This is a genomic window from Streptomyces sp. NPDC001406 (genome assembly GCF_042895285.1).
Taxonomy (GTDB): Bacteria; Actinomycetota; Actinomycetes; order Streptomycetales; family Streptomycetaceae; genus Streptomyces.
This window is the reverse complement of the sequence record NZ_JBIAWG010000012.1, coordinates 32,457-53,195: the sequence shown is the minus strand read 5'-3', so window position 1 is coordinate 53,195 and position 20,739 is coordinate 32,457. Positions and strand designations below refer to the sequence as shown.

Below are 20,739 nucleotides of genomic sequence, written 5' to 3'. Positions count from 1 at the left end.
ACATACCGGCAAGCAGTCGGAAAGACGGAAACGGAAGAGGCCCCGATGACGATCCGCGTGATGCTCGTCGACGACCAGGTGCTGCTGCGCACCGGTTTCCGGATGGTGCTCGCCGCCCAGCCGGACATGGAGGTCGTCGCGGAGGCGGGCGACGGCGTCGAGGCCCTGCAGGTGCTGCGCTCCACCCCCGTCGACGTGGTGCTGATGGACGTCCGCATGCCGAAGCTGGACGGCGTGGAGACCACGCGCCGCGTCTGCTCCGAGCCCGACCCGCCGAAGGTGCTGATCCTGACCACCTTCGACCTCGACGAGTACGCCTTCTCCGGGCTGAAGGCGGGCGCCTCCGGCTTCATGCTCAAGGACGTGCCGCCCGGTGAACTCCTGACCGCGATCCGCGCCGTGCACAGCGGCGACGCCGTCGTCGCCCCCTCCACCACCCGCCGCCTGCTCGACCGCTTCGCGCCGATGCTGCCCGCCACCGGCCGCGAACCCCAGCACAAGGAGCTGGAGCGGCTCACCGACCGTGAGCGCGAGGTCATGGTGCTGGTGGCGCAGGGCCTGTCGAACGGCGAGATCGCGGCCCGGCTGGTGCTGTCCGAGGCGACGGTGAAGACCCACGTCGGCCGCATCCTGACCAAGCTGGGACTGCGGGACCGGGTGCAGGTGGTGGTCCTGGCGTACGAGACGGGGCTGGTACGGGCCGGCGGGCACGGCTGAGTCCGCGCACCGTGTCTCGGGGACGACTCCCGGAAACGTGACTCCCGCGTGCCCGGCGGGCACTAGGGTCTGCGCATGCTCCTGTGGATCAACGGCCCCTTCGGGGGCGGCAAGACACAGACCGCACACGAGATCCAGCGTCGGCTTCCGGGCAGCGTGATCTGCGATCCGGAGTACGCCGGCTTCGGCCTGCACCGCACGCTCCCGCCCGAACTGCGCGGAGACTTCCGGGACTTGACCTCCTGGCGACAGGGCGTCGTCGAGGTGCTCGACCTCGCCCTCACCAAGCGCGACGGCGCGGTGATCGCGCCCATGACCGTCACCGATCCCGTCTGCTTCGAGGAGACGGTCGGCCGGCTGCGCGAACTGGGCCACGACGTGCGCCACTTCACGCTCCTCGCCCAGCGCGAGACCGTCCTTCGGCGGCTGCGCGAGCGCGGCTTCGGGCGCCTCCTGCGCCACGTCGCCGGGAAGAACGCCGGTCTGCGCAGAGAGAGCTGGGCCGTGCGGCAGCTCGACCACTGCCTGGAGCGGCTGAGCGAGCCGGAGTTCGCCGAGCACCTGTGGACCGACCACTCGACCGTGCCGAAGACCGCGGACCGGATCGCCGTCCTGGCCGGGCTGACCCTCAGGCCCAACACCGAGGGCGCGCTGCGGACGCGGCTCAGGCAGGCCGGGGTCGGTGTGAAGCACATCCGCTTCGACTGACGGGCGGCCCGGTTGCCCGGTTGCCCGGCTGTCTCCGGCGGCCCGGCTATCTGAGGATCCCCTCCAGGAAGTCGCTGCCGAGCCGCGCCACCACCGACACGTCCAGCTGGTGCAGGACGTACCGCCCGCGGCGCCGGGTCGTGATCAGGCCCGCCTTCTTGAGGACGCTCAGGTGCCGGGATATCTCGGGGGCGGTCATGCCATGGACCTGGGCCAGCTCACTCGTGGTGTAGGCGCTGCGGGCGAGATTGCGGCAGATGCGCATGCGGACGGGGTGGGACAGGGCGGTCATCCGCAGGGTGAGCTGCTCGACGGAGGGCGGGGCGGCGAGTTCGGGGGAGCCGACCGGATAGTGCAGGACCGGCTGCCAGTCGTACCGGTGCAGCACCATCAGGTGGGGCCAGCCCAGGCTCGTCGGCACGAGCAGGAGGCCGCCGTCCGCCGTGGCCGTACGCCCCTCGCCCAGCTTGTCGACCGTGATCCGGCCGGCCGGCTCGTCCAGGGTCACGACCGGGGACACGGACGCCAGCGCCTCCGCCAGGCCCTTGCGGCGCAGCAGCTCCGTCTTGTGCCGGGCGTCCGCCGTGAGCTGGTGGCGCAGCCGGGACCAGGTCTCCGCGAAGAACGCCTCGTCGCAGTCCTCCAGGAACTGCCGCAGCCAGCCCCGGATCCGGGGCGGGTCGGCCAGCAGCCGCTCGGCGAAGCGCATCTGCTGCGGCCCCCGCGCCGCGGCCAGCTCCAAGGCGCGTCGGCGCAGCTCGGCGTCGGCGAGCGGGCCGGGGCCCGGCAGTCCGTAGGGAAGCGCGCAGGTGAACTCGAGTGCCGTGTCCACGAACTGCTCGTCCGTCAGCTTGTCCAGCAGATCGAGGTCCTCGGCGAGCGTGGCGCCCGGAAGCCCGGACCCGCCCGGGATGCCCGCGAACGGCAGGAACAGATCGGAGAACGTCGTCCGCCACAGGAAGTCGGCCTCGCACATCCGGTCGGCCAGATGCGAGTCGAGCCGGGCGGTGACGCCGGTGACCCAGCCCTGCAGCCCCGGGTGGTGCCCCGGCTCGGACAGCGCGTGCAGCGCCATGCCGAGCTCGGCCAGGGGCGAGGGCACGACGGCGACCCTCTCCGGCCGCAGCCCCGCGATGTCGATGCGCACGCTCATGCACCCATGGTGCACGCCGCCACTGACAAGCCCGTCCCCGATTGACGGCGGCCGTCAATCGGGGACTTCCCGCCTCGGCCGGCGCGGCCCGGCCGGTGGTGTCGCCCGCGGATCTTGTGGCTAGGCCTTCTCCGGCAACCTGGTCACGAAGTCCGCGACGGCTGCCCGTACGTCGGCCGCCGTCCACTCCAGGCCCGCGGAGCGCACCGTGACCTCGGTGACGGCAAGGCCGGGGCCGCGCGGCTGCCACCCGTCGCCGAACAGGAGCGTCCCGGTCTCCTCGGCCTGGCGCACCGCCGCTTCCGCCACCACCTCGGGGTCGTACGGCAGCCACACCTGGAACTCGTGGGTGTGCGGTTCCTCGGGGTTCACCCGTGCCCACGGCACCCCGGCCGCCGCGAACCCCTCGCGCAGCGCGGCGGCCACCACGCGCGCGTGGCGCACATAGTCCGGCAGCCGGGGAAGCTCCCGCTCCAGCCCGGCGAACGCCGACAGCGCGGTGGGGAACTGCTGGAAGACCATGCCGCCGTACCGGTGCCGCCAGGTCTTCGCCTCCTCCACCAGGGTCTTCGGACCGGCGAGCGCGGCTCCGCCGAAGCCGTCGAGGGACTTGTAGAACGAGACGTAGACGCTGTCCGCGAGGCCCGCGATCTCGTCCAGGGTGCGGCCGAAGTGGACGGTGGACTCCCACAGGCGCGCCCCGTCGAAGTGCACCACCGCGTCGCGCTCCCGGGCGGCCGCGACGAGCTCGGTGAGTTCCTCCCACGAAGGCAGTACGAAACCGGCGTCCCTGAGGGGCAGTTCCAGCATCAGCGCCCCGAAGGGCTCCGGGAAGTCGCGTATCTCCTCGGCGGTGGGGAGCCGGGGCGCATCGGCCACCCGGACCGGACGCAACCCGCTGACCTGGCTGAACGCGTTCCGCTCATGCACCTCGGGGTGGGCCAGCGCATGCAGGGCGACCGTGGGGTCGCCGGTGCGGCCCGCCCAGCACCGCAGGGCCACCTGCTGCGCCATCGTGCCGGTCGGGAAGAACGCGGCCGCCTCCGTGCCCAGCAGCGCGGCGACCCGTTCCTCCAGGGACGCGACGATCCGGTCGCCGTACATGTCCGCCGGTTCGTCCAGGTCGTACACCTGGGGCGGTGTCTCCTGCAGCAGCGCGAGCCGTTCGCGGATCGTGCCCCGCCAGCCCGCGCGCGACAGGACGCGCTGTGCGTTCCGGTGGGCCGCCGACCGCCGCTCCCGCAACCGCTGCTGTGCCGAGCGCTCTTCGCCCTGTTCACCCGTATCAGTCATGCGCCGGATCATGCCCTGCCGGCCTCCGCGCGAGCAGCCGGATTTTCGCCGGGCGAACCGTTGTCGGGCCCGCCGTGCGGACGTGTGGAAACCCACAGCCTGTGGACAACGCGATCGGTCCTCAAGCCGATAGCGTTAACATGACGAGAAATCGTCCGGTACCCAGAGCGGACTGGAACGGGAAGGCCACCGTGGCGTGAGTACAGACCAGCAGCCAGACCTCAAGGACCGCCCCGCGCGGCTCACCGTCGGCGTCGTCGGCGCCGGCCGCGTGGGCCCCGCGCTGGCCGCGGCTCTCCAGCTCGCCGGCCACCGCCCGGTGGCCGTCTCCGCGGTCTCCGAAGCCTCCCGGCGACGTGCCGCGCTGATGCTGCCCGACGTCCCGCTCGCCCCGCCCGCCGACGTCCTCCAGCGCTCCGACCTGGTGCTGCTCACGGTCCCCGACGACACCCTGCCCGGCCTGGTGGCGGGCCTCGCCGAGACCGGCGCGGTACGGCCGGGCCAACTGCTCGTGCACACCTCCGGGCGGTACGGCGCGAAGGTCCTGGACCCCGCCCTGCGTGCGGGCGCGCTGCCGCTGGCCCTGCACCCCGCGATGACCTTCACCGGCACCCCGGTGGACGTCCAGCGGCTCGCCGGATGCTCCTTCGGCGTCACCGCCCCCGAGGAACTGCGGCTGGCCGCCGAGGCCCTCGTCATCGAGATGGGCGGCGAGCCCGAGTGGATCGCCGAGGAGAACCGCCCGCTCTACCACGCGGCCCTCGCCCTCGGCTCCAACCACCTGGTGACCCTGGTCGCCCAGTCCATGGAGCTGCTGCGCACCGCCGGCGTCGAGGCCCCCGACCGGATGCTCGGCCCGCTGCTCGGCGCCGCCCTGGACAACGCCCTGCGCTCCGGCGACGCGGCGCTGACCGGGCCGGTCGCGCGCGGCGACGCGGGCACGGTCGCCGCACACGTCGCCGAGCTGCGCAGGCACTCCCCGCAGACCGTCGCGGGCTATCTGGCGATGGCCCGCGCGACCGCCGACCGCGCGCTCGCGCACGGGCTGCTGAAGCCGGAACTCGCGGAGGACCTCCTCGGGGTGCTCGCCGGCCGGACCGAGGGGGACACCCGATGAGCCGGTCCGCGCCCACGACCGCGCAGGAGAGCCGTCCGACCACACGCGTGCCCCGGAACGGAGACTTCCGATGACCACCGCCCTGCTGAGCACCGCCGACGAGCTGCACGCGCGTGTGCGTCACGGTCGCCGTGCCGTGGTGATGACCATGGGCGCCCTGCACGAGGGTCACGCCACGCTCATCCGCAGCGCGCGCGCGATCGCCGGGCCGGACGGCGAGGTCGTCGTCACCGTCTTCGTCAACCCGCTGCAGTTCGGCGCGGGCGAGGACCTCGACCGCTACCCGCGCACCCTGGAAGCCGACCTGAAGATCGCCGAACAGTCCGGCGCGGACGCCGTGTTCGCCCCCTCCGTGGACGAGGTCTACCCCGGCGGCGAACCCCAGGTGCGCATCACCGCGGGCCCCATGGGCGAGCGCCTGGAGGGCTCCTCGCGGCCCGGGCACTTCGACGGCATGCTCACCGTGGTCGCCAAGCTGCTCCACCTCACCCGCCCCGACGTGGCCCTCTTCGGCCAGAAGGACGCCCAGCAGCTGGCCCTGATCCGCCGCATGGTGCGGGACCTGAACTTCGGCGTCGACATCGTCGCCGTACCGACCGTGCGCGAGGAGGACGGCCTCGCCCTGTCGAGCCGCAACCGGTATCTCTCGCCCCAGGAGCGGCACACGGCCCTCGCCCTGTCCCAGTCCCTGTTCGCCGGCCGCGACCGGCACGCCGCGCAGGAGGCGCTGCGCGCGCGGGCCCTCGAAGTGCCCTCCACGCGCGCGCGTGCCGAGGCGCTCAGCGCCATAGGGGAGTCCCGCGCGGCCGCCGACGCGCACGCCGTCGCCAAGGCCGTGCCCGGGGCCGCCGCGGCCGTCCGTGCCGCCGCCCGCCTGGTCCTGGACGAGGCCGCCCGCCTCGACCCGCCGCTCGAACTGGACTACCTCGCCCTGGTCGACCCGTCCGACTTCACCGACATCGGTGACGACTTCACCGGCGAAGCCGTCCTCGCCGTCGCCGCCCGGGTCGGGACGACCCGGTTGATCGACAACCTCCCTCTCACCTTCGGAACCTTCGGAGCCGCCTCGTGACCAGCACAGGCATACGACTGCACGCGCCCGCCCCCGGGTGGTCCATCTCCGCGGACGTGGTGGTCGTCGGCTCCGGGGTGGCCGGCCTCACAGCGGCCCTGCGCTGCGAGGCCGCGGGCCTGAAGACCGTCGTGGTCACCAAGGCCCGGCTCGACGACGGCTCCACGCGCTGGGCGCAGGGCGGCATCGCCGCGGCCCTCGGCGAGGGCGACACCCCCGAACAGCACCTGGACGACACCCTGGTCGCGGGCGCGGGCCTGTGCGACGAGGAGGCCGTACGGATCCTCGTCACGGAGGGTCCCGACGCGGTACGGCGGCTCATCGACACCGGCGCGCACTTCGACGAGTCCGAAGGACGGCTGGAGCTCACCCGCGAGGGCGGCCATCACCGCCGCCGCATCGCGCACGCCGGCGGCGACGCCACCGGCGCGGAGATCTCCCGGGCGCTCGTCGAGGCCGTACGCGCGCGGGGCCTGCGTACGATCGAGAACGCGCTGGTCCTGGATCTGCTGACGGACGCGGACGGCCGTACCGCGGGTGTCAGCCTGCACGTCATGGGCGAGGGCCAGCACGACGGCGTCGGCGCCGTGCACGCCCCCGCCGTGGTCCTCGCGACCGGTGGCATGGGTCAGGTCTTCTCGGCGACCACCAACCCGTCCGTGTCCACGGGCGACGGCGTGGCCCTCGCGCTGCGTGCCGGCGCGGAGGTCTCCGACCTGGAGTTCGTTCAGTTCCACCCGACCGTGCTGTTCCTCGGCACCGACGCGGAGGGCCAGCAGCCGCTGGTCTCCGAGGCGGTGCGCGGCGAGGGCGCCCACCTGGTCGACGCCGACGGGGTGCGCTTCATGATCGGGCAGCACGAACTGGCCGAGCTCGCACCCCGGGACATCGTCGCCAAGGGCATCATGCGGCGCATGCAGGAGCGGGACGCCGAGCACATGTTCCTGGACGCCCGGCACTTCGGCGCCGACATGTGGGAGCACCGCTTCCCGACGATCCTGGCCGCCTGCCGCGCCAACGGCATCGACCCGGTCACCGAGCCCATCCCGATCGCCCCGGCCGCCCACTACGCCTCTGGCGGCGTGCGCACCGACGCCCGGGGCCGTACGACCGTCCCGGGCCTGTACGCGTGCGGCGAGGTCGCCTGCACCGGCGTGCACGGCGCGAACCGGCTCGCCTCCAACTCCCTCCTGGAAGGGCTCGTCTACGCCGAGCGGATCGCCGCCGACATCGCGGCGAGCCACGCGGGCGACGGCCTGCACGCGCGCGTGCCCGAGCCGGTCGAGCACCCCGAGACGCCCGCCCACCCGCTCCTCGCCCCCGAGGCCCGGTTCGCGATCCAGCGGATCATGGCCGAGGGCGCGGGCGTCCTGCGCTCGGACGACTCCCTCGCCAAGGCCGCCGACCAGCTTCAGCAGTTGCACACCGAGGCCCGCGACGCCCTCGACGAGAACGGCAAGACCGCCGAGCCGGGCGTCGACACCTGGGAGGCCACCAACCTCATGTGCGTGGCCCGCGTCCTGGTCGCCGCCGCGCGGCTGCGCGAGGAGACCCGCGGCTGCCACTGGCGCGAGGACCGCGCCGACCGTGACGACGCCGGCTGGCGGCGCCACATCGTCGTACGGCTGAATCCGGACCGCACGTTGGCCGTACGCACCACTGACACCGCAGACTTCCCCCCTACCCAGCACCACCCGCGTCCCCAGGAGCAGTGACAGAAGTGAGCACCGACGACCTTCCCCTCGCCCCCACCGGCGGCTGCGGCGACGGCTGCGCCTGCGGCGCCGAGGGTGCCGAAGGAGACGACGCGTACCTGGAGTGCGGGCTCGACCCCGCGCTCGCGCAGCTCCTGGCCGACGCCGGACTCGACCCGGTGGAGGTCGAGGACATCGCCAACGTGGCCATCCAGGAGGACCTCGCCCACGGCGTGGACGTGACGAGCGTCGCGACCATCCCCGAGGACGCCGTGGCCACCGGCGACTTCACCGCCCGCGAGGCGGGCGTGGTGGCCGGCCTCCGGGTCGCCGAGGCCGTGCTCTCCGTGGTCTGCACGGACGAGTTCGAGGTCGAGCGGCACGTCGAGGACGGCGACCGGGTGGAGGCCGGGCAGAAGCTCCTGTCGGTCACCACGCACACCCGGGACCTGCTGACCGGCGAGCGCAGCGCGCTCAACCTGCTGTGCCGTCTGTCGGGCATCGCGACCGCCACGCGCGCGTGGGAGGACGTCCTGGAGGGCACCAAGGCCCGGGTCCGGGACACCCGCAAGACGACGCCGGGCCTCAGGTCGCTGGAGAAGTTCGCGGTGCGCTGCGGCGGCGGCGTCAACCACCGCATGTCGCTGTCGGACGCGGCGCTGGTGAAGGACAACCACGTGGTCGCCGCGGGCGGGGTCGCCCAGGCCTTCGAGGCCGTGCGGGCTGCCTTCCCGGACGTGCCGATCGAGGTCGAGGTCGACACCCTGCACCAGCTGCGCGAGGTCGTGGACGCGGGCGCCGACCTGATCCTGCTGGACAACTTCACGCCCCTGGAGTGCGAGGAGGCGGTGGCGATCGTCGACGGCCGGGCGATGCTGGAGGCCTCCGGCCGGCTCACGCTGGAGAACGCCAAGGCCTATGCGGACACCGGCGTGGACTACCTGGCCGTCGGGGCCCTGACCCACTCCTCGCCGATCCTGGACATCGGCCTGGACCTGCGCGAGGCGGAGTAACGGCCATGCTCCTCACGATCGACGTGGGCAACACACAGACCGTTCTCGGCCTGTTCGACGGCGAGGACATCGTCGAGCACTGGCGGATCTCCACGGACCCGCGCCGCACGGCGGACGAGCTGGCGGTGCTGCTGCAGGGCCTGATGGGCATGCACCCGCTCCTCGGCGACGACCTCGGGGACGGCATCGACGGGATCGCGATCTGCGCGACCGTCCCGTCGGTGCTGCACGAGCTGCGCGAGGTGACCCGGCGCTACTACGGCGACGTGCCCGCCGTGCTGGTGGAGCCCGGCGTGAAGACCGGCGTGCCGATCCTCACCGACAACCCTAAGGAGGTCGGCGCGGACCGCATCATCAACGCGGTGGCGGCCGTCGAGCTGTACGGGGGCCCCGCGATCGTCGTGGACTTCGGTACGGCGACGACGTTCGACGCGGTGTCCGCGCGCGGGGAGTACGTCGGCGGTGTCATCGCGCCCGGCATCGAGATCTCCGTCGAGGCGCTCGGCGTCAGGGGCGCACAGCTGCGCAAGATCGAGGTCGCCCGGCCCAGGAGCGTGATCGGCAAGAACACCGTCGAGGCCATGCAGGCGGGCATCGTGTACGGGTTCGCCGGGCAGGTCGACGGCGTGGTGAGCCGGATGGCCCGGGAACTCGCCGACGATCCCGAGGACGTGACGGTGATCGCGACGGGCGGCCTGGCCCCGATGGTCCTCGGCGAGTCGTCGGTCATCGACGAACACGAGCCGTGGCTGACCCTGATCGGACTGCGCCTGGTGTACGAGCGCAACGTCTCGCGCATGTGAGCGCGGCACCGGCCCACGAGGGTGCCGGTGCCCGGCCCACCTGGCCACCGACCGAGCGAGACACCTGAGCGTCCCGCTCCTGCGCCGACAGCCACCGGCACGACCTGGTTCGGACCGGCCTACCGCCAGCGCCTCCTACCCGCCGCCCGGACCCCCTCCCACGTGCCGCGCTCCTACGGGCCGCCGCCTGCGCTCCCACTGGGACGGCCTGTGCTCCTGCCGGGGCGGCGCGCGCTCCCGCCAGGGCGGCGCCTGTGCTCCCGCTCGGATGGGGCCCGTGCTTCCGCCGGGACGCGGTGCCCCTGCTCGTGCCGGGGCGGTGCCTGTCTTCTTGCTGGGGCGCGGCTCGTGCTCCGCTGGGCTGGGGCCTGTGCTCCTGCCGGGACCGGTGCCCCTGCTCCCGCTGGGGCGGGCCCGTGTTCCTGCCGGGATGGGGCCCGTGTTCCTGCCGGGACGGCGCCTGTGCTCCTGCCGGGACGGTGCCCCCCTCCCGCCGGGACGGCACCCGTGCTTCCGCCGGGACGCGGTGCCCCTGCTCCCGCCGGACGGTGTCCGGGTGGATGGATGTCCAGGCCGGAGCCGGCAGCGGGCAGCCCGGAGCCCGGTAGCGCGTGGCACCGGCCAGGTGGGTGGCTTGTGGGCGCCACGCCCGGCTTCTATGTCGGGTTTGTCTGATTAGTGCGTATCTTCGGTGCATGCCCACGCCATACGGATCCCGCGGCGGCATGGTGTTCGGTGTGGCGGAGCTGCGTGTGCTCCGCCGCGCTCTCGCCCTCGCCCTTCACCCCGGTCCCACCTCGGCAGAGGACGTCCAGGACTGTCTGAGCCTCGCCGATTCGCTCGACGAGGCGATGCGCGAGGGCGCCCGGCTGCGCGCCTTCCTGGTGGCCGACCTCGCCCGGTACCGCGCCGCCCTGCCCGGGACCGCCACCGGGTACTTCACCCTCCTGGACGAGGCGCTGGAGGCCGGTTACCGGCCCGTCGGGGACGACCTCGCCGCACTGCGTGCGCTGAGCGGAAGTCCGGTCGCCGCGGCCCTCCTGGAGCGTTGCGAGGGGCCTGTGCGCGGCGCGGGCCGAAGCGCCGGGCTTCCGAGCGTGCCCGCCTGCCGTACGCCCGTACAGGCCCGTACGCGGCTGATGGCCCTTCCCGGGGGCGCGAGGGGTGCGAGGGGCGCGAGCGAGGAGCAGGGAAAGAAGCCCGCGGAGAAGCCCGCCGAGCGTCCCGCGGAGCGTCCGGGACCCGAGCCCGCCGAGCCCGCCGCCCCCAAGCCCTCCCGGCCCATTCCGACCCCGGGCGAGGTCTTCCCGCGCCGGAAGCCGTCCTCGCCGCCCGCCGATCCGCCGCAGCACCGGCTCGCGGCGGGCTGACGGACACGGCGGACGGGCGACGTGCCGAAACAGGGATGGGTCCACCCCAACCCGGCTGTTCGTCCCCCCGTGGCTACCCTGGTCGCATGGACTACGTCTCCGCGCTCGTGCCCCCGGTCGTCATGGCCGTGTTCTTCATCGGTCTGGTCCGCGTGATCGTGAAGACCCAGGGCGGGGCCGCCAAGGCCAAGGAGGACGCCGTCGTCGACGCCATCGCGCGCGCGGAGGGTGCACGGAGGGCCTCCGCCAGCAGCAGCGACGCCTGACGGACTCCGGCAGGCGTTCGACGACGCCCCGGAACGCCCGGGGTCAGGGGGTACGGCCCCCGGCCGCTCACCTTCTTTGAGCCATACGCCCCTTTTGTCCGCGTTTGGCGCTGAAAGTGCACGTCCGGCACGCCATTGCCGGGATCTCCCACTATTGTTCTGAGTTGTGCCTCGCCCATTGGGAGAACTCGAAGACGCGGTCATGACGCGGGTGTGGAAGTGGAACCGCCCGGTGACCGTTCGAGAAGTCCTTGAAGACCTTCAGCAGGAACGGTCCATCGCGTACACCACGGTGATGACCGTTTTGGACAATCTCCATCAGAAGGGCTGGGTGCGCCGCGAGGCTGAAGGCCGGGCCTATCGATATGAGGCCGTCTCCACACGCGCCGCGTACGCCGCCGCCCTGATGAACGACGCCTGGTCGCAGAGCGACAACCCGGCCGCCGCTCTCGTCGCATTCTTCGGGATGATGAGCGACGAACAGCGACAGGCCCTCAGGGACGCGGTACGGATCGTCCAGGGTCCGGAAACCATGGATACCCCCACCGATACCGGCGCCGAGAACCCCGGCTCCGCACAGGACGGCGGCGGGCGATAGCGTCCGCTCATGTCAGCAGAGCGTCCCGAAGTCACCGCTAAAGCCATCACGGTCCGGCGGGCCCGGACCAGCGATGTGCCGGCCGTGCGCCGCCTCCTCGACGTGTACGTCCGAGACCGCATCCTGCTCGACAAAGCGACCGTCACGCTTTACGAGGACATCCAGGAGTTCTGGGTCGCGGAACGGGACGACAACGCCGAGGTGGTCGGCTGCGGCGCACTGCACGTGATGTGGGAAGACCTCGCGGAAGTCCGAACTCTCGCGGTGAAGCCCGGCCTGAAGGGCGCGGGTGTCGGCCATCAGTTGCTGAAGAAGTTGCTGCACACCGCGCGCTGGCTCGGTGTTCGCCGTGTTTTCTGTCTGACCTTCGAAGTCGACTTCTTCGTGAAGCACGGCTTCGTGGAGATCGGCGAGACGCCCGTCGACACCGATGTCTACGCGGAGCTGTTGCGTTCCTATGACGAGGGCGTCGCGGAGTTCCTCGGTCTCGAACGAGTGAAACCGAACACCTTGGGCAACAGCCGGATGCTTCTGCATCTGTGATCGCCGCGCTTGGTCCGGTATTCCGGCCCTACGGCCATGCCCAGGTTCCCTATGTCCGAAACGCGCATGTTTCCGGGGCGGGGGCAGCCCCTGAGTCTCTCCCAGGGGTTTGTGTTTTTCCAGCAAAAGCGGTTTGCTTTCCGACGTACTGCAGTACTGCATATAACAGGGGGCGGCGAAACGGCGGACGCCGCAGACCCCCGGCCCTTGAAGTTATCGATGAAAGGAAATCCGGTGGCACAGAAGGTTCAGGTCCTTCTTGTCGACGACCTCGACGGCGGCGAGGCGGACGAGACCGTGACGTTCGCGCTGGACGGCAAGACGTACGAGATCGACCTCACGACCGCCAATGCGGACAAGCTGCGTGGCCTTCTTGAGCCCTATGTGAAGGGCGGCCGGCGTACCGGTGGCCGTGCTTCGGGCGGGCGTGGAAAGGCCCGTGCCGCTTCCGGTGGCAGCCAGGACACCGCGCAGATCCGTGCCTGGGCGAAGGAGAACGGTTACGAGGTCAACGACCGTGGCCGTGTTCCCGCGTCCATCCGCGAGGCCTACGAGAAGGCCAACGGCTGAGAGACCGGCGGCCCGGCGCACACGCGCCGCAGCCGGATCCGGTGGCACTGCGTCGCCACCGTGTCCACGAGTCGTACGAGATCGGGGGCGCCCCCCACGCCCCCCATGGCCGACAGCGTCGGCAGCGAAGCCTCGGCCCCGCACCCCGGCTCGGGGGGCCGCAGCCACACGGCGGCCCCCTCCACGGAGCCGGGGGCGCGCAGCGCGGGACCGGCACCGGAGCGGCCCCGGGGCAGCGGCCGGGGCCCGGTGGAGGCCCGCTCGGGAGGCAGTGGCGCGTCCACGCGCCCGCCCGCGCCCAGCGCGACGAGATCGAGGGCCAGCGCGCCCCACTCCAGCCACTCCAGCAGCCCCGGAAGCTCCTCCGCGCTGCCCGCGGCCACCAGCAGCCGCATCCGGTCCCCCTGAAGGGCCACGGGAGAGCCCGGCTCCAGGTGCCGCAGCGCCACGGCGCCCGCCCCGGCCGGCACGTCCAGCACGTCGAAGCGCAGCCCGGTGACGAGCCGTACCGGCTCACCGGGCACTGTCGGCCACTCCAGTTCGTTCTCGTACCAGTGCCGGATCCGGGCCGCGGGGTCGCCCGGGTCGGCCGGATCGTAGGGGTCGTACGGACCGGAGGGATCGTGCGCATCGAGTGGACGACGGGGGAGCGGAACCTTGGGGACTGCGCCAGCCATGCCAAGTGCAACCGCCGAAGACCCTCGCAAGTTACGCTGAGTGTTCAATTGACAGCGGAGAGTCTCCGGTGAGGGCCTTGAGGGGGCCCGGGCAGACGCAAGGTTGTTCGCCCATAGCGGAGGGAACCGGTGCCCACGGCATGGAGTGTCAGTCCGTACGGGTAAGACATCCCTAGTGGGAGGGGGCGACACGCAGGGCGGGCCGTCTCACGTTCGCCATCGGCGTACTGGAGATAGGGGTAACTGCCTGGCCTGCGGGAACATCGTCTCGCACCATCGGGTTGGAGCATATGTCGGCGTTCGGGGTCAGGAGGCCATCGACGGTGTCGGCAGTTGGAATGAGCGGTCCCCGCTTGCGGGACTAAGCTGCGGAAGGACAGGGAGGGGAAGTTCCCCCCACTGCCTGACCGCTCTGAGGAGCGATTAACGATGTTCGAGAGGTTCACCGACCGCGCGCGGCGGGTTGTCGTCCTGGCTCAGGAAGAAGCCCGGATGCTCAACCACAACTACATCGGCACCGAGCACATCCTCCTGGGCCTGATCCACGAGGGTGAGGGTGTCGCCGCCAAGGCCCTTGAGAGCCTCGGGATTTCGCTCGAGGCGGTCCGCCAGCAGGTGGAGGAGATCATCGGCCAGGGCCAGCAGGCCCCGTCCGGGCACATCCCCTTCACCCCTCGTGCCAAGAAGGTCCTGGAGCTGTCGCTCCGAGAGGCCCTTCAGCTGGGCCACAACTACATCGGCACGGAGCACATCCTGCTCGGCCTGATCCGTGAGGGCGAGGGCGTCGCCGCCCAGGTCCTGGTCAAGCTGGGTGCCGATCTCAACCGTGTCCGCCAGCAGGTCATCCAGCTGCTGTCGGGCTACCAGGGCAAGGAGACCGCCACCGCCGGCGGCCCGGCCGAGGGCACCCCCTCGACATCCCTCGTCCTGGACCAGTTCGGCCGGAACCTCACCCAGGCCGCTCGTGAGTCCAAGCTCGACCCGGTCATCGGGCGCGAGAAGGAGATCGAGCGGGTCATGCAGGTGCTGTCCCGCCGTACGAAGAACAACCCGGTCCTGATCGGTGAGCCCGGCGTCGGCAAGACCGCCGTCGTCGAAGGTCTCGCCCAGGCCATCGTCAAGGGCGAGGTGCCCGAGACGCTCAAGGACAAGCACCTCTACACGCTGGACCTCGGCGCCCTGGTCGCCGGCTCCCGCTACCGCGGTGACTTCGAGGAGCGCCTGAAGAAGGTGCTCAAGGAGATCCGCACCCGCGGCGACATCATCCTGTTCATCGACGAGCTCCACACGCTGGTCGGTGCGGGTGCCGCCGAGGGCGCCATCGACGCCGCCTCGATCCTGAAGCCGATGCTGGCCCGCGGTGAGCTGCAGACCATCGGTGCGACCACGCTGGACGAGTACCGCAAGCACCTGGAGAAGGACGCGGCCCTGGAGCGCCGCTTCCAGCCCATCCAGGTCGCCGAGCCGTCCCTGCCGCACACGATCGAGATCCTCAAGGGTCTGCGCGACCGCTACGAGGCCCACCACCGTGTCTCGATCACGGACGAGGCCCTGGTCCAGGCCGCCACCCTGGCCGACCGGTACATCTCGGACCGCTTCCTGCCGGACAAGGCGATCGACCTGATCGACGAGGCCGGCTCCCGGATGCGTATCCGCCGGATGACCGCGCCGCCGGACCTGCGCGAGTTCGACGAGAAGATCGCCGCCGTCCGCCGGGACAAGGAGTCCGCGATCGACTCGCAGGACTTCGAGAAGGCCGCCTCCCTGCGCGACAAGGAGAAGCAGCTCCTGGCCGCCAAGGCCAAGCGGGAGAAGGAGTGGAAGGCCGGCGACATGGACGTCGTCGCCGAGGTCGACGGCGAGCTGATCGCCGAGGTCCTCGCCACGGCCACCGGTATCCCGGTCTTCAAGCTGACCGAGGAGGAGTCCAGCCGCCTGCTCCGCATGGAGGAGGAGCTGCACAAGCGGGTCATCGGCCAGGACGACGCCGTCAAGGCGCTGTCGAAGGCGATCCGCCGTACGCGCGCGGGTCTGAAGGACCCGAAGCGCCCGGGTGGCTCGTTCATCTTCGCCGGTCCGTCCGGTGTCGGTAAGACCGAGCTGTCCAAGGCGCTCGCCGAGTTCCTCTTCGGCGACGAGGACGCGCTGATCTCCCTCGACATGTCGGAGTTCAGCGAGAAGCACACGGTGTCGCGGCTCTTCGGTTCGCCCCCCGGCTACGTGGGCTATGAAGAGGGCGGCCAGCTGACCGAGAAGGTCCGCCGCAAGCCGTTCTCCGTCGTCCTCTTCGACGAGGTCGAGAAGGCCCACCCGGACATCTTCAACTCGCTGCTGCAGATCCTGGAGGACGGTCGTCTGACCGACTCCCAGGGCCGGGTCGTGGACTTCAAGAACACGGTCATCATCATGACGACCAACCTCGGCACCCGGGACATCTCCAAGGGCTTCAACCTGGGCTTCGCGGCCACGGGTGACACGAAGTCCAACTACGAGCGCATGAAGAACAAGGTGTCGGACGAGCTCAAGCAGCACTTCCGCCCCGAGTTCCTGAACCGCGTCGACGACGTGGTCGTCTTCCCGCAGCTGACGCAGGCGGACATCCTGCGGATCGTCGACCTGATGATCGGCAAGGTGGACGAGCGCCTCAAGGACCGGGACATGGGCATCGAGCTCTCCCAGTCCGCCAAGGAGCTGCTGGCCAAGAAGGGTTACGACCCCGTGCTGGGCGCCCGGCCGCTGCGCCGCACCATCCAGCGCGAGATCGAGGACTCGCTGTCGGAGAAGATCCTCTTCGGCGAGCTGCGCCCCGGTCACATCGTGGTCGTGGACACCGAGGGCGAGGGCGAGACCAAGACCTTCACCTTCCGAGGTGAGGAGAAGTCGGCACTGCCCGACGTCCCGCCGATCGAGCAGGCGGCCGGCGGAGCCGGGCCGAACCTGAGCAAGGACGCCTGACCCCCCGCGGGTCGAGCCGACGAAAGGGGCCGATGCTTTCCAGCACCGGCCCCTTTCGTATGCGCTGCGCCGCCGTATGCGCTGCGCCGCCGTATGCGCTGCGCCGCGAAGATCCGGGTTACGACAACTGGCCGTCGTAGTCGGGCAGCTTGAACGTCTTCTCGGCGTGGCCGCCCGACAGGTCGGTGGCGCTGTTGCCGATGTTCGCGATGATCGTGTAGCCCTTGTTCTCGATGGCGACGCGCTGGGCGGTCTTGTACGCGGCGACGTCCTTGAAGAGGTCGAAGAAGCCGCGGACGTCGAGACCGGAGACGTCATAGCCGTCGTATTCGAGGTTGAACTCGGTGGGCGCGGCGATGATGCCCGGGCGGGCGGTGACGAAGAAGAGGGAGACGCCGTGCTCCTGGGCGTACTTCGCGACGTTCAGGACCGGCTTGTTGGCCGGCTGCGGGTAGCTGAAACCGAAGTCGGTCTCCAGCGTGGTGTTGTCGATGTCGAAGACGATCGCCTGCTTCTCGCCGGGCTTGGCGTCGTCGATACGGTCCTTCAGATACGGCAGGGCCTGGCCCATCACGCTCTGGCAGTCCTGCTGCCAGGTCGCGTAGTCGACCTTGGTGGCGGTCGCGGCGTCGGCCGGGGTGGCCATGGCCGCCAGCGCGGCCGCCGAGACGGCGGTCACGGTGATACGGCGAGCCCAGGGGCGTCTGGTCATCGGTGGGGGTCCTCTCACGTCCGTACAGGCCTGTCAGGGGCATGATCTTGGGTGAGGATGGCGCGAGGGGAACCGTAAGGTTACCGAGGGGTAGGCGTACAGAGATCTGCGTCACACCGAGCTGTGAATTCTCGGCGCGCTACAACCCGAACTCGCCGTCTAGCGCCGTGACTTCCACGGCACGCCCCCCATCTGCTCCAGGATCTGGACCTGTCTGCCCCGCAGTTGGTCGAGCCCGCGCACCGGCGCGGGCCCGGCCGGGACGTAGACGCACTTCAAGTCGGGCAGATCCAGGAGCGGTTCGAGGTCGAGACGCTCCCTGACATCCGCGCCGCCGAGGAAGTGCAACTCGACCAGCCGGGGAAACAGCGTGGCGATCCGTTCCATGGCCAGCGGCTCGGGGCCGTCGTCCGCGAGGGCCAGAAGGTGCACGGAGGGCAGGGCGAAGGAGCGCGGACACAGCCCCAGCGAGGCGCCGTTCAGACTGAGACGGCCCAGCGCGGGCAGCGAGACCAGATCCGCCCAGTCGGCCGCCGACGAGGGGCTGCTGCGGGCGTTGAGGCTCAGCTCGACCAGCCGGGTGAGACGCCCGAGGCCCGCCAGTCCGTCCTCCGGGGCGGTGCCGGCGTCGAGGACGAGCCGGCTCAGGGGCGCGCGCTCCGAGAGCAGGCCCAGGTTCCAGGTGTCGGTCGGCGCGAGTTCGAGCACGAGATCCGTCAGCCGGTCGAGTGTCGCCAGGGCCCGCAGCTCCGGGCCGGAGCCCAGCCTGCGCAGATGCAGCGTCCGCAGGCCGAGTCCGGCCAGGGGGGCCAGGTCCTTGAGGCTGGGGCAGTCAGTGATGTCGAGCTCGGTCAGCGACGCCGCGTTCTTGAGGAAGGAGAGGTCGTCGAGTCCCAGATAGCCCCTGACGGCCAGCCTGTCCGGCGGGAAGTCGGCGACGTACGACCTCAGCTCGCCCACCCCCACGCCCCGGCCGACGAACTCCACCATGGGACGCCCGCCCAGTGCGCGCAGCGCCCGCAGCCGGGCCGTGTTGGTGACGGGGAACACGACCGCCGTGGGATCGACATGGGCGAGCACTTCCAGGGCGTAGCGCTCGGTGTCGAACTGGTCCCATGCCCACAACAGGCGCGACATCACCAGCGACGAGACGTTCTTGGCGAATCGCGCCAGATACGGGATCGCCGCGTCCGACCGCACGCGCGTGGCCGTCATCAGCACCATCACCGCGTCCCCTTGCTCCAGTTCCTCCGGATCCGGCAGCAGATCGAGCACGAGCGGACCCACGGCCGCCAGCTGCTCCGCCGCCGTGACGCTCACCGGCGGAATCAGCGTCCCCGCCCGCTTCTCCACGGCGGCCCGGACCCCGGGATCCAGCTCCGCCGCATGCTCCAGACAGGCGGCGGCCAGCAGGAAGACCCGGTTGCGCTCCCGTCCTTCGAGCGACGCGTCGCCCTTCTCCAGCAGCCCGGTCAGGATCTCGGCCCGCTCCCGGGGGCGGGCGTGGGCCACCGCCATCCGGATCACGTCCTCCCACTGGTCGTCGGCCGCGTGCTCGACGAGCAGGCCGATGTCCCAGACCTCCACGGCGGCGCGCGCCCCCAGATAGTCCTGGAAGGTGCGGTGGATGAAGTCCAGCGTGTCCGGGGCGGGTTCACGGAGCAGCCCGCTGCGGTTGAGGAGGTGGCGGTAGACGACGGGCGCCTCACCGAGCGCGGCGGCGGCCGGTACGGCGGGCAGCGCCTCGGCGATGATCTGCTCGGCGCGCTCCCGGTCCAGCTCCGTACGGCCGTTGCGGATCAGCCAGTAGGCGAGCCGCTGCAGGAGCTGTGTCTGCGGCTCCTGCTGCAGCTCCACGCCGGCCGACACGTCCCGCTCCCGGTCCCGGCGGGTGAGCAGCATGGTGAGCGCGGCCTCGTACAACTCCTTGCGGCCGTGCGGGAGATAGCCGCGGCGGTCGCGGTGCAGGGCGCAGATCAGACCGCACATCAGGGGGTTGGTGGCGAGGCGGCCCAGGTCGGCCTTGCCGCGGATGGCGGCGAGCAGCTGGCTCTGGTACGTCCGCAGGTCGGCGTCCTCGTCCTCGTTCCCGCCGCGGGCCGCCGTGTGCCAGCGGCGGACGAAGGACGCCACGTCCGCCGGGCTCATCGCGGAGAGCGTGAGCTCGGTGAAGTCGTCGTCGGCCAGCCAGTCGTCCTGTACGGCGCTCGGGCGCGAGGTCACCAGCCAGCGGTTGCCGGGGTAGGCCGCGACCAGCTCGCCGAGCCAGACGCGGGCGCGCTCCCGCTCGGTCTCGGGGACCTCGTCGATGCCGTCGACCAGGACCAGACCCCGGCCGCGGTCGAGCACGCGGTCCGCCCAGCCCTCCGGCTGGGCCCCGGCCAGGGGACAGCCGGAGGCCTTCAGGAAGCCGTCCGGGGAGGGGAGCCGCTCTCCGTGCCGGGTGAGCGAGCGCAGCGGGAGGACCAGCGGAACGCGGCCGTACAGATAGGCCATCGGGCCCTCGGGTTCGCCGCGGGTGGCCGAGACGGCCAGCCACTGCACGAGGGTGGTCTTGCCGGAGCCGGCGACGCCGCGCAGCAGGACGCGGTCGTGTTCGGCCAGGACCTGGTCGGCGGGGCGGGACTCCAGGGTCCGCAGCTCCGCCCGGAGTTCGGCGAGCACGGCGTCGGCCGTCGTGCCGTCGCCGCCCGGTAAGGCCTCCCGCGGCAGGCCGGTGGCGAAGTCCGCGAGACGGGCCTTCTCCCCGGTGGCCTCCAGGCTCAGATACGCCACGTCCAAGGGCCACTTGGCGGGCGAGTTCACCAGATCGATGCCGTAGATCGTCAGTTGCCCGTGCTTCTTGGCCACATACGCCAGATACCGCCGCTCGAACGTCGCGTCCCGGGCGAACGGCCGCGGGCTGCGGATGATCAGCTCGTCCAGCTTGGCGATGAGTTCCGCCTGGGCCCGGCTCTGCTCGATCAGCGTGTGGGCGACAAAGGTGGAGCGCCGGGTGAAGAAGTCGATGATGTGCAGGCAGGCCCACTCGGTGACCGAGTCGAGGAAGAAGGACGCGTCGGCCGTCAGGTCCCTGGTCGGTGCCCGGTGGTGCAGCTTGCGCGCCAGCTCCCGGTAGCCGAGCTGCACCGCCTGCACGTCGTCCATGTCGAGCTCGCCCAGCGCGAGGAGCTTGCCGGTGAGGGCGTGGGCGACCGCCTCTTCCTCGTCCGCCGGGAACGGCCGCTCCCCGGGCGAGTCCACGGCCTCCTTGACCAGACGGGTCGCGAGTTTTCGTACGTCCTTGTCGGTCAGGGTCCGCTTCTCGCCCCTGAAGGAGACGAGGGCCGACAGCCGCACCGGTTTGTCGACCAGCCCCGCCCCCGGCCCGTCCTGCACGAAGAGCTTCTTCACCAGCGGGCCGACCAGACCCGACGCGAGCCTGGTGCCGAGCACTGCCGGATCCATCCCCGCCCACCCCCGTAGTCGCGCGAACGCC

Annotated in this window: 18 protein-coding genes; 13 read left to right on the top strand and 5 right to left on the bottom strand. The window is 71.4% G+C overall.

The features are described from left to right. Nucleotides 1–45 precede the first annotated feature (45 nt). Nucleotides 46–717: a response regulator transcription factor gene (locus ACFY1J_RS28005; RefSeq protein WP_263211090.1), complete on the top strand. Its 672-nt coding sequence runs from the start codon at nt 46–48 to the stop codon at nt 715–717. 75 nt (nt 718–792) lie between these two features. Continuing rightward, entirely contained in the window at nt 793–1,425 is a 633-nt protein-coding gene (locus ACFY1J_RS28000) for an AAA family ATPase (RefSeq protein WP_390711645.1), read from the top strand. Between the two features lie 46 nt (nt 1,426–1,471). Here the strand turns inward: ACFY1J_RS28000 and ACFY1J_RS27995 are convergent, their stop codons facing one another. Both ACFY1J_RS27995 and ACFY1J_RS27990 read right to left on the bottom strand, forming a co-directional pair. Beyond that, on the bottom strand, nt 1,472–2,578 hold the full coding sequence (locus ACFY1J_RS27995; RefSeq protein WP_390711644.1) for a DUF5937 family protein: 1,107 nt from the start codon (nt 2,576–2,578) through the stop codon (nt 1,472–1,474). 120 nt (nt 2,579–2,698) lie between these two features. Further along, entirely contained in the window at nt 2,699–3,871 is a 1,173-nt protein-coding gene (locus tag ACFY1J_RS27990) for a threonine aldolase family protein (protein ID WP_390711643.1), read from the bottom strand. Nucleotides 3,872–4,067: 196 nt separating this feature from the next. Here ACFY1J_RS27990 and ACFY1J_RS27985 point away from each other — a divergent pair, with 196 nt between their 5' ends. The 10 genes from ACFY1J_RS27985 (at nt 4,068) to ACFY1J_RS27940 (ending at nt 12,917) form a co-directional block, all read left to right on the top strand. Then, nucleotides 4,068–4,988, top strand: coding sequence for a Rossmann-like and DUF2520 domain-containing protein (locus ACFY1J_RS27985; RefSeq protein ID WP_390711642.1), 921 nt, complete (start codon nt 4,068–4,070; stop codon nt 4,986–4,988). A 70-nt stretch (nt 4,989–5,058) separates the two neighbouring features. After that, a complete protein-coding gene (gene panC, locus ACFY1J_RS27980) occupies nt 5,059–6,060 on the top strand; it encodes a pantoate--beta-alanine ligase (protein WP_390711641.1) in 1,002 nt (333 codons plus the stop codon). Continuing rightward, nucleotides 6,057–7,775: an L-aspartate oxidase gene (locus ACFY1J_RS27975; protein ID WP_390711640.1), complete on the top strand. Its 1,719-nt coding sequence runs from the start codon at nt 6,057–6,059 to the stop codon at nt 7,773–7,775. Before panC ends, ACFY1J_RS27975 begins: the two co-directional genes overlap by 4 nt. 5 nt (nt 7,776–7,780) lie before the next feature. Continuing rightward, entirely contained in the window at nt 7,781–8,767 is a 987-nt protein-coding gene (gene nadC, locus ACFY1J_RS27970) for a carboxylating nicotinate-nucleotide diphosphorylase (protein WP_390711639.1), read from the top strand. Nucleotides 8,768–8,772: 5 nt separating this feature from the next. Further along, nucleotides 8,773–9,570, top strand: coding sequence for a type III pantothenate kinase (locus ACFY1J_RS27965; RefSeq protein WP_390711638.1), 798 nt, complete (start codon nt 8,773–8,775; stop codon nt 9,568–9,570). 725 nt (nt 9,571–10,295) lie between these two features. Continuing rightward, on the top strand, nt 10,296–10,940 hold the full coding sequence (locus tag ACFY1J_RS27960; RefSeq protein WP_390711755.1) for a hypothetical protein: 645 nt from the start codon (nt 10,296–10,298) through the stop codon (nt 10,938–10,940). Nucleotides 10,941–11,026: 86 nt separating this feature from the next. Then, a complete protein-coding gene (locus tag ACFY1J_RS27955; RefSeq protein WP_390711637.1) occupies nt 11,027–11,206 on the top strand; it encodes a hypothetical protein in 180 nt (59 codons plus the stop codon). Nucleotides 11,207–11,408: 202 nt separating this feature from the next. Next, on the top strand, nt 11,409–11,804 hold the full coding sequence (locus ACFY1J_RS27950; protein ID WP_390711636.1) for a BlaI/MecI/CopY family transcriptional regulator: 396 nt from the start codon (nt 11,409–11,411) through the stop codon (nt 11,802–11,804). A gap of 9 nt (nt 11,805–11,813) precedes the next feature. Further along, nucleotides 11,814–12,347 carry an amino-acid N-acetyltransferase gene (locus ACFY1J_RS27945; RefSeq protein WP_390711635.1) on the top strand — a complete coding sequence of 178 codons (534 nt, stop codon included), beginning with the start codon at nt 11,814–11,816 and terminating at the stop codon, nt 12,345–12,347. 234 nt (nt 12,348–12,581) lie between these two features. Continuing rightward, nucleotides 12,582–12,917, top strand: coding sequence for an Lsr2 family protein (locus ACFY1J_RS27940; protein WP_030573823.1), 336 nt, complete (start codon nt 12,582–12,584; stop codon nt 12,915–12,917). Here ACFY1J_RS27940 and ACFY1J_RS27935 read toward each other — a convergent pair. After that, nucleotides 12,896–13,594 carry an SCO3374 family protein gene (locus tag ACFY1J_RS27935; RefSeq protein ID WP_390732187.1) on the bottom strand — a complete coding sequence of 233 codons (699 nt, stop codon included), beginning with the start codon at nt 13,592–13,594 and terminating at the stop codon, nt 12,896–12,898. The two genes, ACFY1J_RS27940 and ACFY1J_RS27935, sit on opposite strands and share 22 nt — an antisense overlap. Nucleotides 13,595–14,023: 429 nt before the next feature. On the opposite strand from ACFY1J_RS27935, the gene ACFY1J_RS27930 reads away from it, so the two are divergent. Further along, the gene (locus ACFY1J_RS27930) at nt 14,024–16,549 is read left to right on the top strand and encodes an ATP-dependent Clp protease ATP-binding subunit (RefSeq protein ID WP_390711633.1); all 2,526 of its coding nucleotides are present in this window, start codon (nt 14,024–14,026) and stop codon (nt 16,547–16,549) included. Between the two features lie 118 nt (nt 16,550–16,667). Here ACFY1J_RS27930 and ACFY1J_RS27925 read toward each other — a convergent pair whose 3' ends face one another. Continuing rightward, nucleotides 16,668–17,261, bottom strand: coding sequence for an HAD family acid phosphatase (locus ACFY1J_RS27925; RefSeq protein ID WP_390732186.1), 594 nt, complete (start codon nt 17,259–17,261; stop codon nt 16,668–16,670). Between the two features lie 159 nt (nt 17,262–17,420). Further along, entirely contained in the window at nt 17,421–20,708 is a 3,288-nt protein-coding gene (locus ACFY1J_RS27920) for an NACHT domain-containing protein (RefSeq protein WP_390732185.1), read from the bottom strand. Nucleotides 20,709–20,739 lie beyond the last annotated feature (31 nt).